We start from the raw sequence: 11401 nt of genomic DNA on the forward strand, positions 1-11401 counted from the left end.
CCCGCGCAGTGACCCCAGAGAGGCCCCCAATGGTCGGAAATTTCGTTCTCCCCCCCACAGGCTACGGCCCCGGCTCCCAGCCTGACGAGGGCGACGGTGAGCTTGAGTATATGCAGATGCCGCAGGACATGCGCACCTTCTCGCCCCGCATCCCCGATGTTGAGGGCTGCGAGGCGCTGGCCCCGGCGCTGGCCCTGATGGCCGAGGTCGCTGCCGCCGCCGCCGTGGCGGGGCAGGGCGGGCCGAACGTGCAGTTCGATCTTGCGGCGCTCGATGCCGCCAACCGTGCGCTGGTGGCCGAGACCATGGGCGAGGGCGAGGTGGCCATGCGGGTGCACGGCATCCCGGCCATCGCGGTGCAGGAGAGCGTCTTCGCCGGGGTCTGGATGCTGAGCGGCGCGGGCGTAGATGCCGTGGAGGTCGGCCCGGTGCCGCAACTTGCGCTCGAGCGCGCCTTCGAGCCGCGCATGCTGCCAAAGTCCCACGCCGCCCCGCGCGGCCCCGGCGTGGTCAACGCCCCGCCGCTCCTCGTGGAGCTGGAGGACAAGTCCGCCACATTCGACCCGGCGGCGACCGACATGCACCTGCACACCGTCAACCTCACGCTGCTGCCCCACACCGAAGAAGACCTCGCCTGGCTCGACGCGGCAATGGGCAAGGGCGCGGTGGAGATCCTGTCGCGCGGTTATGGCAACTGCCGGATCACAGCCACCGCGCTGCCCCACGTCTGGCGCGTGCAGTTCTACAACTCCACCGATCAGCTCATTCTCGATACCTTCGAGGTTGTCAGCCTGCCCGAGGTCGCGCTGGCCGCACGGGAAGACCTCACCGACAGCGGCGCGCGGTTGGTAGAAGTGCTGGAGGCGATCCGATGAGCGGGTTCGAGGGCAGCTTCCTGGGCGCGAATGACAAGATCAGCCCCCGCGCGATCATGGAATGCAAGATCTGCTGGACGCCTTATGACCCGGCGGAGGGTGATGACACCCGGCAAGTCCTGCCCGGCACGCCCTTCCTCGCCCTGCCCGCCGATTGGAAGTGCCCCAACTGCGATGCGCCGAAGGAACAGTTCCTGGTGTCAGAAGATCCGGGCTCCGACGCCGCGCGCGAAGCCGAGGTTCTGGCCGAGCGCGCCCGCGCGCTGGAGGCCGATTTCACCGAGGTCTGGCACGCCAAGATGCGCGACGTGCCGATCGTCAACAAGCTGCTGCGGGTGCAGGCGGTCGGCTTCCGGATGCACCAGGGCCGCCTGCTGGGCGTGCTCATCTCGCCTTGGTTCCTCAACCTCGTGCAGCTTCCAGCCGAGGGGGAGGACTGGTCCGACCTGCGGGCAGGCGAGAAGGAGGTAATTGGCTTCGGGTCGGGCGAGTATGAGTTCATCCACAACGTCCGTGAGATGGTGGGGGGCTACAAGGCCTGCTCGCTCTTCTCCCCGATGAACGAGTTCAAGAGCCAGGCCGGGGCGGTGGAGGTGGCCGAGGCGGTGATGGTGGCGCTCTTCGACGAGGACCATCGCGCCGAGACAGACCGCAGCGCCGACATCCGCGCCGCCCGCGAAGACGCGCTGGCGGCAGCCGCAGAGGCCGAAGAGGCGGAGGCCGATGAGGCCCCCGCTTCCATTGGCGCCGAGCCCAGCCGCCGCAAGGTTCTCACTGCCGGGCTCTCCACGGACGGCTGAGCGGTGAACCAGCGCGCCCATATCACCCCCTGTTTCCGGGTGGAGCTGCCGGAACCACTCCCGGTGGAGGCGATGATGCGTGGCCGGGCGCCGCAGGAGGTGGCCGAGCTCTTGCCGCGTCTCTTCAACCTGTGCCGGCACGCTCAGGGGGCCGCCGCGCGGATGGCGCTGGGCCTCGGCGCGCCCGACCTCGCCGCGCTTGCCCGCGAGATCCGGGCCGAGCACAGGCTGCGGCTCACGCTCTTCCTGCCACGCGCTCTGGGGCTCACCCCGCTTGCCCTGCCGCATGATGTACCGGACAGGGCACTCTTCGGCGGCCGGTCCTTTCCCACCAGTGGGGCGGAGCTCACCGAGTTCCTCGAAAGCGGGCAGGGCCTCGCCCCGGTGCTCTCTGCACTGGCGGCACGTTTTGCCCCGGGAGAGGGCGTGGCACCCGGCCTGCCCGGGGTGACGGCTGACAGCGCGCTCAAAGCCTCGGCGCAGGAAAACAGCGCCGCCGCCCGCCACGCCGGCCACGCGGCGATGCGGCACATCGAGGCCACCTATGGGCGCGGACCGCTCTGGCGGATCGTGGGCCGGATGATCGACATGGAGGCCGCGGGCAGGGGCATTCTGCCAGCGCCCCGGATGATCGGGCCGGGCACGGCCATGGTGCCTTCGGCGCGCGGGGTCTATACCCTGCTGGCCGAGGTGGATGCCGGTCGTGTGGCCGCGCTGAAGCGGGTCACGCCGACCGATCACATGCTTGCTCCCGGCGGTGTGCTGGCGCAGTCTCTTGGCAGCCTCGGCACGGCGGGGCACGCGACCGCCGAGCTGTTGCTCGCGGTGCTCGACCCCTGCGTGCCGCTGACGCTTCGGGAGGTTCAAGATGCATGAAATGTCGCTCTGCGAAGGCATCCGCCAGGTGATCGACGAGGCCGCCGTGGCGCAGGGGTTCAAGGCGGTCAAGACCGTGCGGCTGGAGATCGGGCGCTTCGCCGGGGTCGAGAAACCTGCGTTGGAATTCGCCTGGGACGTGGTGATGCGCGGCGGCGTGGCGCAGGGCGCCGCACTGGTGATGATCGACCTGCCGGGCCGCGCGATGTGCACCGATTGCATGAAGGAAGTCGAGATCGCGGAGCGGCTCGACCCATGCCCCGACTGCGGCGGCGGACGCCTGCTGCCGATGGGGGGCGACGAGATGAAAATCAAGGACCTGGAGGTTGTCTGATGTGCACAGTTTGCGGATGCGGTGATGCGAAGGTGGAGGGCCACTCCCACGATCATTCTCACGAGCATGGTCACGCTCATGGCCAGCACCACCATCACCATCACGGCGATGATCTGCACTTCGGCCACGGCCCCGCCGGCGTCGAGGTGCCCGGCATGAGCCAGGAGCGGCTGGTGGAAATCGAAACCGGCATCCTCGCCAAGAATGACCGCTACGCCGCCGCCAACCGCACCCGGCTCGCGGGCCTCGGCACATTCGCCATCAACCTCGTATCATCCCCCGGCTCCGGTAAGACGACCCTCCTGTGCATGACCATCGAAGCGCTGGGCGATGCCCCCCTCGCCGTGATCGAGGGCGATCAGCAAACCGCCAATGACGCCGACCGCATCCGCGCCACCGGCGCGCAGGCGATCCAGGTGAACACCGGCAAGGGCTGCCACCTCGACGGCCATATGGTGGGCCACGCGATGGAGCATCTGGAGCTTGCCCGGAACGGCTATCTCTTCATCGAGAACGTCGGCAACCTCGTCTGCCCGGCGGGCTTCGATCTGGGCGAAGATTGCAAGGTGGCGATCCTCTCGGTCACCGAGGGCGAGGACAAGCCGTTGAAATACCCCGACATGTTCACCGCCGCCCGTCTCGCGCTGCTGAACAAGGTCGATCTCGCCCCGCATTGCGACTTGGATCTCGACCTTTACGAGGAAAACCTGCGGCGGGTGAACCCGGCCATAGAGGTCATCCGCGTCTCCGCCCGCACCGGCGAAGGGATGGAAAACTGGCTCAACTGGCTGCAAGGCGCGCTTGCCCGCAAAGCCTGTCGCGCGGCGGCGGAGTAGGGCCATGCCCGAGCCGCTCCCCACGATCCTTCTGGTCGACGACGAGGCCCATTCGCTCGCCGCGATGCGGATGGCGCTGGAGGACGACTTCGAGTGCCTCACCGCGCTGAACGCCGAGGAGGCCACGGCGTTGATGGAAGAGCATTACGTTCAGGTCATCTTCTGCGACCAGCGGATGCCGGGCCGCTCGGGCACCGAGTTTCTGACCGAGGTGCGCGACCGCTGGCCCGAGACGGTGCGGATCATCATCACCGGTTATACAGAAACCTCCGACATGATCGCGGCGATCAACGAGGCCGGGATCTACCAGTTTCTCACCAAGCCCTGGCACCCCGACCAGCTTTTGATGACGGCAAAGAACGCCGCTGATCTCTTCCGCCTCAACCGCGACCACGAGCGCATGTCGCTGGAAATGCGCTATCTTTCGCGCTCGGTCGAGAGCAAGCTGGAAGAGCAGCGCAAGGCGCTCCGCGAGGGGCTTGGCTTCGAAAACGTGCTGCGCGCGCCCAACTCGCCGCTGAACGCGCTCATCGAACAGGCCCGCCAGTTCGCTAGCTTCGACGTGCCGGTTATGATCGTCGGCGAGGCGGGCACCGGCAAGACGGCGCTGGCGCGGGCGGTCCACTACGGCTCGCTGCGCTCTGACAGGCCATTTCACGAGATCAACTGCACCGGCGTCGATGATGCCATTCTTGAAATCGAGCTGTTCGGGGCCAAGCGCGGCGCGGTGCCGGGGATTCAGGCCAACAAGATCGGCCTTTTGCAGCGCTCCGACAGGGGCACGCTCTTCCTCAACGGGCTGGCCGAGCTGTCACCCCGTATGCAGCTCGCGCTCTCCCGCGTGGCCATCGAGGGCCGGTTTCGCCCCATCGGCAGCCACGAGGAAATGCGCACCGACGTGCGGCTAATCACAGGCGCGCGGCGCGATCTGCGTGGCGAGGTGGCCGAGGGGCGCTTTCGCTCCGATCTCTACTTCGCCCTCGCTCAGGCCTCCCTTGCCCTTCCGCCGCTGCGCGAGCGTGCCGGCGACATCGCCGTGCTCTCCCAGCACATGCTGCTCGATGCGGCGGCGGCCCATGGCAAGCCGGTGCACGGCCTCTCTGACGACGCGATCCGCTTTCTGGAGCACTATGCTTGGCCCGGCAACCTGCGCGAGCTGGAAAACGAGATGATCCGGATGCTGATCTTCTCGCAGGATCGTATCCTGGGCCCCGAGCTGATCTCGCGCCACATCCTGCAAGCCGCCCCCGGCCGCCCGCAAGCCAGCCCGGCGGTGGACGAGGTGCTCACCTCCTCGGGCACGCTGAAGGAACGGGTGGAGCAGATCGAGATGCGAATCCTGCGCGAAACGCTCACCCGCCTGAAGTGGAACAAGAGCCGCGCCGCCGATGAGCTGGGCCTCAGCCGCGTCGGCCTGCGCGCCAAGATCGAACGCTACGCCATTGCCGAGCCGGGCAAGGCCAGCCAACCCGAGGAGGACTGACCCATGTGCCTGGGCATACCCGGACAGATCGTCGAAATCACCGATGAGGCCCGCATGATGGCGATGGCCGAGGTCTCCGGCGTGCGCCGCGAGGTGAACGTGATCCCGGTGGCCACCGGCCCGTTGGCGGGGCTGATCGACAAGTGGGCGCTGATCCACGTGGGCTTCGCGATGAGCCTGATCGACGAGGATGAGGCCGCCGCCACGCTGGAGGCGCTGGAAGGCCTCGGCGAGGCGCAGGAAACGCTGGAAGCGATGGCCGCCGGTGAGGCAGCCCTGGAGGAACAGCCATGAAGTTCGCAGAAGAGTTCCGCAACCCCGAGGCCGCCCGCAAGCTGCTTGCCGCCATCGAACGGGTGGTGGGTGAAATCGGTGCAACGGCGGAGAAGCCGGTGCACATCATGGAAATCTGCGGCGGCCACACCCACGCGATCTTCCGTTACGGGCTCGACAAGCTGACGCCGCCGGGCCTCGAGTTCATCCATGGGCCGGGCTGCCCCGTCTGCGTGCTGCCGATGAGCCGGGTGGATGAATGCGTGCAGATCGCCGAGCGTGAGGGCGTTATCTTCACCACCTTTGGCGACGCGATGCGCGTGCCCGGCACCCGAAAGTCGCTGATGCAGGCCAAGGCGGACGGGGCCGACATTCGCATGGTCTATTCGCCTTTAGACGCGCTTGAGCTGGCCCGCCGCAACCCTGAGCGGGAGGTGGTGTTCTTCGGTCTCGGGTTTGAAACCACCACCCCCTCCACCGCCTTCACCCTCCAGCAGGCGGCGCGCGAGGGGATCACGAACTTCTCGGTCTTCTGCAACCACATCACCGTGCCACCCCCCATCAAGGCGCTGCTCGACGATCCGCACATGCTGCTCGATGGCTTCGTGGGGCCGGGGCATGTGAGCATGGTCATCGGGGTGCATCCCTATGATTTCATTGCCGAAGAGTATCACAAGCCGATCGTCGTCGCCGGCTTCGAGCCGCTCGATCTGCTGCAATCGGTCCTGATGGTGCTGGAGCAGATCCGGGATGGCCGGGCGGAGGTGGAAAACCAGTATGCCCGCGTCGTGCCCGAACATGGAAATCCGGCCTCCATCGCCGCCATGGCCGATGTCTACGAGCCGCGCCCCAGCTTCGAATGGCGTGGCCTCGGCGAGATCGACGCGTCCGGGCTGCGCATCCGCGAGGCCTACCGCGCCTTCGATGCCGAGGAGAAGTTCGGCATCGGCTACGCCGCAGGCCCGCGCCACGTGGAAGAGCCCGAGGGCTGCGAATGCGGCGCGGTAATGACCGGGCGGATCAAGCCCGTGGCCTGCCCGCAGTTCGGCAAGGGCTGCACCCCCGAGATGCCGCTGGGCGCGCTCATGGTCAGCTCCGAGGGGGCCTGCGCGGCCTATTACCAATACGGCGGCGCCCGCGCGGTGGAGGCGGCGGAATGAACATGGCCGTCAAACCCCTCCCCGCAAATGTCACGCTTGCGCACGGCGGCGGCGGCAAGGCGATGCGCGACCTGATCGAAGGCGTCTTCACCGCCGCCTTCCAGCCCCCCGGCATGGAGGATCAGGCTCGGCTGATGAACGCTGCGCTGCAAGAGCCCGGCGCGCAGCTGGCCTTCACCACCGACAGCTTCGTGGTGGACCCGTTGGAATTTCCCGGCGGCGATATCGGCAAGATCGCCGTCTGCGGCACGGTCAACGACCTTGCCGTGGGCGGGGCCAAGCCGCTCTGGCTTTCGGCGGCCTTCATCATCGAGGAGGGTTGCGAGGTGGCGCTGCTCAGCCGCGTGGTCGCCTCGATGCAGGCCGAGGCTGAAAAGGCCGGCGTGCGGATCGTCACCGGCGACACGAAGGTGGTCGGGCGCGGCATGGCCGACACGCTCTTCATCACCACATCCGGCGTGGGGGTGATCCCGCCCGGGTGCAATCTCGCCGCGAACAACGTGCGCCCGGGGGACGTGGCGCTGGTCAACGGGGTGCTGGGCGACCACGGCGCAGCGATCCTGGCGGCACGCGGCGACATGGCGCTTTCTGCCGATATCCCCTCCGACTGCGCCGGGCTTGGCCACCTCATGGAGGCCGTGCTGCACGCCGCGCCGAACGCCCGCGCCGCGCGCGATGCGACCCGTGGAGGCCTCGCCTCGGCCCTCAACGAGATCGCCGAGGCGGCGGGCGTGGCGGTGGAAATCGAGGAAACCGCCCTGCCACTGCGCGCGGAAGTGAAGGGCATGTGCGAGATCCTCGGGCTCGACCCGCTCTATCTCGCCAACGAGGGGAGGCTGGTGGTGTTTGTCCCCGAGGCAGAGGCCGAGGCGGCACTGGCGGCCATGCGCAAGTTGCCGGAAGGGCAGGGGGCCTGCGCGGTGGGCCGTGCTCACGCGGGACGCCCGGGGCAGGTGACGATGCGCACCCTCTTCGGCGGCGCGCGGATCGTCGATATGCTGGTCGGGGAGCAGCTTCCGCGCATTTGCTGAGGGGCCTGCCCTCCCGTCGCGCGGAGGTCTAAGGTCGCCCCATGAGCGATTCTCCCACCACCTCCGACATCCACGAAGCCGACCGCCATTTCCTCCACCCCTGGGAGGATGTGACCGCCATCGGCGAGGCCCCCCGTACCGTTCTGACCGACAGCGAGGGCATCTACGTCACCGACAGCGACGGCAAGCGGATGATCGACGGCCCCGGCGGCATGTGGTGCGTGAACGTGGGGCATGGGCGGGAAGAGATCGTGGAGGCCTGCGCCGACCAGATGCGCCGCCTGTCGTATTTCTCTCCCTGGTCGATGGCCTCCGACGTGGCCGCCGCGCTGGCCAAACGGCTGGCAGCCCTGGCGCCGGGCGATCTGAACAACGTGTTCTTCACCACCGGCGGCTCGACGGCGGTGGACTCTGCCCTGCGCTTTGCCTTCTTCTACAACAACTGCCTCGGGAGGCCCGAGAAAAAGCACATTATTTCAAGGGTCAACGCCTATCACGGCTCCACCTATCTCACCGCCTCCTGTTCGGGGAAGATGCGCGAGAAGGCGGAGATGGACATGATCGAGGATCACATCCACTTCCTCTCCTGCCCCAAGCCAAAAGACCGGCCCGAGGGGCAATCGCTGGAAGACTTCACCGCCCAAAAGGTGGCCGAGCTGGAGGCGATGATCCTGAGCGTCGGCGCCGAAAAGGTCGCCGCCTTCATCGCAGAGCCGGTCATGGCCTCGGGCGGGGTGATCGTGCAGCCGGAGGGCTACCTTGCCGCCTGCGCTGAGATCTGCCGCAAGCATGACGTGCTTTTCATCGCCGACGAGGTGGTGACGAGCTTCGGGCGGCTCGGCCACTACTTTGCCAGCGAGCCCGTCTTCGGCGTGCAGCCCGACATGTTGACCACCGCCAAGGGGCTCACCTCGGGCTACCAGCCCTTGGGCGCGCTCTTCATCTCCGACCGGCTGATCGACGAGATTACGGCGGCCACCAACGAGGGCAAAGGCTTCACCTCGGGCTTCACCTATTCCGGCCACCCGGTCGCCTGTGCCGCAGCGATGGCCAACCTCGATATCTTCGAGCGCGATGGCCTCTTGGAGCACGTGCAACGCATCGCGCCCCACTTCGAGGCCGCTCTGAGTAGCCTGTCGGACATTCCGGTGATTTCCGACATCCGGGTGAAGGGGCTGATGGCGGGCATTGAATGCGAGCTGGACCCGGAAAACCCGGACGAAGACCGGGACATGGCCTTTGCCGCGCAGGTCGATGCGATCTGCCAGCGCCACGGGCTGCTGCTGCGCCCGGTCTACAACGCCTGCGTGATGTCGCCGCCGCTGACCATCACCGAGGGGCAGATCGACGAGATGGCGCGCATCCTGAGGCTGGGCTTCGAAGAGGCCCTCTCGGCGTGAGCTTTCTCACCGTTCTGGCCAACCCGATCCTGCCGGTCTTTGCCATCCTCGCGCTCGGCTGGGGGCTGGGGAAGGGCGGGCAGCTCAGCGAAGACTCGGCGCGCACGATCAACCGCTTCGCCATGACGGTGCTTGTGCCCATCGTGGTGCTCGACCTGCTGTGGAACGCGCCCTTCGATACCTTCCGCCTCACGCCGATCCTGCTCTACTCGGCGGCGCAGGTGATCCTCTTCGCGCTGGGGTACCAACTTGCGCGGCGGCTCTTCGGGGCGGGGCCGGGGGAGTCGGTGATCCTCGGTTACGCCGGGATCTTCGCCAACAACGTCTTTTACGGCCTGCCCATCGGCGTGCTGCTCTACGGCGAGAGCGGGGTGCTACCGATCACCATGGTCGTGGTGCTCGACAGCACGGTCAGCTTTGGCGGCACCATGTTCGTGTTGCAGGCGATCAAGCTGGGCCGCGTCTCTCCCGGCGCGGTGCTGGCGATCTTTGCCCGCACGCCGACGCTGCTGGCGATCTTCGGTGGTACGGCGCTGGGGCTGGCGGGCGTGCCGGTGCCCGCGCCGGTGCAGACCTTTCTCGACTTCAACGGCGTCGCCGCCGCGCCGGTGGCGTTGTTCTCGCTTGGCGTAGTGCTGAGCGCCGTGGCCTTCCGCTTCGATACGGCGGTGGCGGTGGTGAGCGGCATCAAGCTGGTGGTCTTCCCGGCCCTCGTGGCGCTGTTGCTGACGCTCTTCGCGGGCGGATGGGAAGCCAACAGGCTCTTCGTCTTCGCCGCCGCGCCGCCGACGGGCGCGATGGCGATGAGCCTTGCACTGCTCTACGACGTGCCCGCCGCGCGGGTGGCGCAAGTGATGGTCTGGACCGCTTTCCTCAGCCTCTTTGCGCTCGCGGTGTTGGCCTAGGCTTGACCTTGTCCGGCACCGGGCGCAGGCTCGCCGCGCAATTCCCATCCTTCGGAGCCGCGCCATGAACGTGCAATCGCCCAACGACCTCAGAGCCTTCTGGATGCCCTTCACGGCCAACCGGCAGTTCAAGGACAACCCGCGCATGTTCGTGGGCGCCAAGGACATGCATTACACCACCGCCGATGGGCGCGAGGTGCTGGATGGCACGGCGGGGCTCTGGTGCTGCAACGCGGGCCATGCGCGCCCGAAGATCGTGGAGGCGGTGCAGGCGCAGGTGGCGGAGATGGACTATGCCCCCGCCTTCCAGATGGGCCACCCCAAGGCCTTCGAGCTTGCCAACCGGCTGGTGGACATGGCCCCCGAGGGCATCGACCACGTGTTCTACACCAACTCCGGCTCGGAGAGTGTTGATACCGCGCTGAAAATCGCGCTGGCCTATCACCGGGCGCGCGGCGAGGGGCAGCGCACGCGGCTGATCGGGCGCGAGCGCGGCTATCACGGGGTGGGCTTCGGCGGCATCTCGGTGGGCGGGATCGTGAACAACCGCAAGTTCTTCGGTTCCCTGCTGAACGGGGTCGACCACCTGCCGCACACCCACCTGCCCGAGAAGAACGCTTATTCGCGCGGCGTGCCCGAGCACGGCGCCGAGCTGGCCGACGAGCTGGAGCGCATCGTGGCGCTGCACGGGCCGGAGACGATTGCGGCCGTGATCGTGGAGCCGATGGCGGGCTCGACGGGGGTGATCCTGCCGCCCAAGGGCTACCTCGAGCGGCTGCGGGCGATCACCAAAAAGCATGGCATCCTGCTCATCTTCGACGAGGTCATCACCGGCTTCGGGCGGCTGGGCACGCCCTTCGGGGCCGACTTCTTCGGCGTCACGCCCGACCTGATGACCACGGCCAAGGGCATCACCAACGGGGTCATCCCGATGGGTGCGGTGTTCTGTTCCGCAGATATCTACAACGCCTTCATGACCGGCCCGGAGAACGCGATCGAACTGTTCCACGGCTACACCTACTCGGGCCACCCGATCGCCGCCGCCGCCGGGCTGGCGACGCTGGAGACCTACAAGGAGGAGGGCCTGTTCGAGCGTTGCGTTGAGCTTGCGCCCTATTTCGAGGAGATGCTGCACGGCCTGAAAGGGCTGCCCCACGTCATCGACATCCGCAACCTCGGGCTGGTCGGCGCGGTGGAACTTGAAGGGGTGGCGGGGGCGCCGACGAAGCGCGCCTTCGAGGCCTTCCTCGCGGCTTACGAGGAGGGCGTGCTGATCCGCACGACAGGCGACATCATTGCTCTCTCGCCGCCGCTCATCATCGACAAGGCGCAGATCGACCGGATCGGCGATGTGCTGGCCAAGGTTTTGAAAACGCTGGCCTGATCCGGCGAGGTGCGGCCGTGGGTGGCTGTCTCTTATACCCATCT

The 11401-nt window shown here is 67.4% G+C and carries 12 protein-coding genes; all 12 read left to right on the forward strand.

The window, feature by feature from the left end; all coding sequences use genetic code 11:
- The first annotated feature begins 29 nt into the window (after window positions 1–29).
- The 12 genes from DYI42_RS21360 to DYI42_RS21415 all read left to right on the forward strand — a co-directional run bounded on the left by DYI42_RS21360 (window position 30) and on the right by DYI42_RS21415 (window position 11357).
- On the forward strand, window positions 30–875 hold the full coding sequence (locus DYI42_RS21360; protein WP_213548811.1) for a hydrogenase expression/formation protein: 846 nt from the start codon (window positions 30–32) through the stop codon (window positions 873–875).
- On the forward strand, window positions 872–1675 hold the full coding sequence (gene hybE, locus DYI42_RS21365; protein WP_213548812.1) for a [NiFe]-hydrogenase assembly chaperone HybE: 804 nt from the start codon (window positions 872–874) through the stop codon (window positions 1673–1675). The genes DYI42_RS21360 and hybE overlap by 4 nt, the downstream gene beginning before the upstream one ends.
- 3 nt (window positions 1676–1678) lie before the next feature.
- A complete protein-coding gene (locus tag DYI42_RS21370) occupies window positions 1679–2551 on the forward strand; it encodes a hypothetical protein (protein WP_213548813.1) in 873 nt (290 codons plus the stop codon).
- Window positions 2544–2885: a hydrogenase maturation nickel metallochaperone HypA gene (hypA, locus tag DYI42_RS21375; RefSeq protein ID WP_213548814.1), complete on the forward strand. Its 342-nt coding sequence runs from the start codon at window positions 2544–2546 to the stop codon at window positions 2883–2885. Before DYI42_RS21370 ends, hypA begins: the two co-directional genes overlap by 8 nt.
- Window positions 2885–3721: a hydrogenase nickel incorporation protein HypB gene (hypB, locus tag DYI42_RS21380; protein WP_213548815.1), complete on the forward strand. Its 837-nt coding sequence runs from the start codon at window positions 2885–2887 to the stop codon at window positions 3719–3721. Before hypA ends, hypB begins: the two co-directional genes overlap by 1 nt.
- A gap of 4 nt (window positions 3722–3725) precedes the next feature.
- Entirely contained in the window at window positions 3726–5204 is a 1479-nt protein-coding gene (locus tag DYI42_RS21385) for a sigma-54-dependent transcriptional regulator (protein ID WP_213548816.1), read from the forward strand.
- Window positions 5205–5207: 3 nt separating this feature from the next.
- On the forward strand, window positions 5208–5498 hold the full coding sequence (hypC, locus tag DYI42_RS21390; protein ID WP_213548817.1) for a HypC/HybG/HupF family hydrogenase formation chaperone: 291 nt from the start codon (window positions 5208–5210) through the stop codon (window positions 5496–5498).
- Window positions 5495–6637, forward strand: coding sequence for a hydrogenase formation protein HypD (hypD, locus tag DYI42_RS21395; protein WP_213548818.1), 1143 nt, complete (start codon window positions 5495–5497; stop codon window positions 6635–6637). Before hypC ends, hypD begins: the two co-directional genes overlap by 4 nt.
- On the forward strand, window positions 6634–7668 hold the full coding sequence (hypE, locus tag DYI42_RS21400; protein WP_440870661.1) for a hydrogenase expression/formation protein HypE: 1035 nt from the start codon (window positions 6634–6636) through the stop codon (window positions 7666–7668). The genes hypD and hypE overlap by 4 nt, the downstream gene beginning before the upstream one ends.
- A gap of 41 nt (window positions 7669–7709) precedes the next feature.
- Window positions 7710–9068: an aminotransferase gene (locus DYI42_RS21405; protein WP_213548819.1), complete on the forward strand. Its 1359-nt coding sequence runs from the start codon at window positions 7710–7712 to the stop codon at window positions 9066–9068.
- Window positions 9065–9973, forward strand: a complete 909-nt coding sequence (locus tag DYI42_RS21410) for an AEC family transporter (RefSeq protein WP_213548820.1) — start codon at window positions 9065–9067, stop codon at window positions 9971–9973. The genes DYI42_RS21405 and DYI42_RS21410 overlap by 4 nt, the downstream gene beginning before the upstream one ends.
- 64 nt (window positions 9974–10037) lie before the next feature.
- Window positions 10038–11357, forward strand: a complete 1320-nt coding sequence (locus DYI42_RS21415) for an aspartate aminotransferase family protein (protein ID WP_213548822.1) — start codon at window positions 10038–10040, stop codon at window positions 11355–11357.
- Window positions 11358–11401 lie beyond the last annotated feature (44 nt).

Source organism: Vannielia litorea (genome assembly GCF_018424695.1).
Taxonomy (GTDB): Bacteria; Pseudomonadota; Alphaproteobacteria; order Rhodobacterales; family Rhodobacteraceae; genus Vannielia; species Vannielia litorea_A.

Excerpts from the sequence above, each read along its gene's own strand:
- DYI42_RS21360 (WP_213548811.1), top strand. The coding sequence starts at position 30 with ATGGTCGGAAATTTCGTTCTCCCCCCCACAGGCTACGGCCCCGGCTCC.
- hybE (WP_213548812.1), top strand. The coding sequence starts at position 872 with ATGAGCGGGTTCGAGGGCAGCTTCCTGGGCGCGAATGACAAGATCAGC.
- hypA (WP_213548814.1), top strand. The coding sequence starts at position 2,544 with ATGCATGAAATGTCGCTCTGCGAAGGCATCCGCCAGGTGATCGACGAG.
- hypB (WP_213548815.1), top strand. The coding sequence starts at position 2,885 with ATGTGCACAGTTTGCGGATGCGGTGATGCGAAGGTGGAGGGCCACTCC.
- DYI42_RS21385 (WP_213548816.1), top strand. The coding sequence starts at position 3,726 with ATGCCCGAGCCGCTCCCCACGATCCTTCTGGTCGACGACGAGGCCCAT.
- hypC (WP_213548817.1), top strand. The coding sequence starts at position 5,208 with ATGTGCCTGGGCATACCCGGACAGATCGTCGAAATCACCGATGAGGCC.
- hypD (WP_213548818.1), top strand. The coding sequence starts at position 5,495 with ATGAAGTTCGCAGAAGAGTTCCGCAACCCCGAGGCCGCCCGCAAGCTG.
- hypE (WP_440870661.1), top strand. The coding sequence starts at position 6,634 with ATGAACATGGCCGTCAAACCCCTCCCCGCAAATGTCACGCTTGCGCAC.
- DYI42_RS21405 (WP_213548819.1), top strand. The coding sequence starts at position 7,710 with ATGAGCGATTCTCCCACCACCTCCGACATCCACGAAGCCGACCGCCAT.
- DYI42_RS21415 (WP_213548822.1), top strand. The coding sequence starts at position 10,038 with ATGAACGTGCAATCGCCCAACGACCTCAGAGCCTTCTGGATGCCCTTC.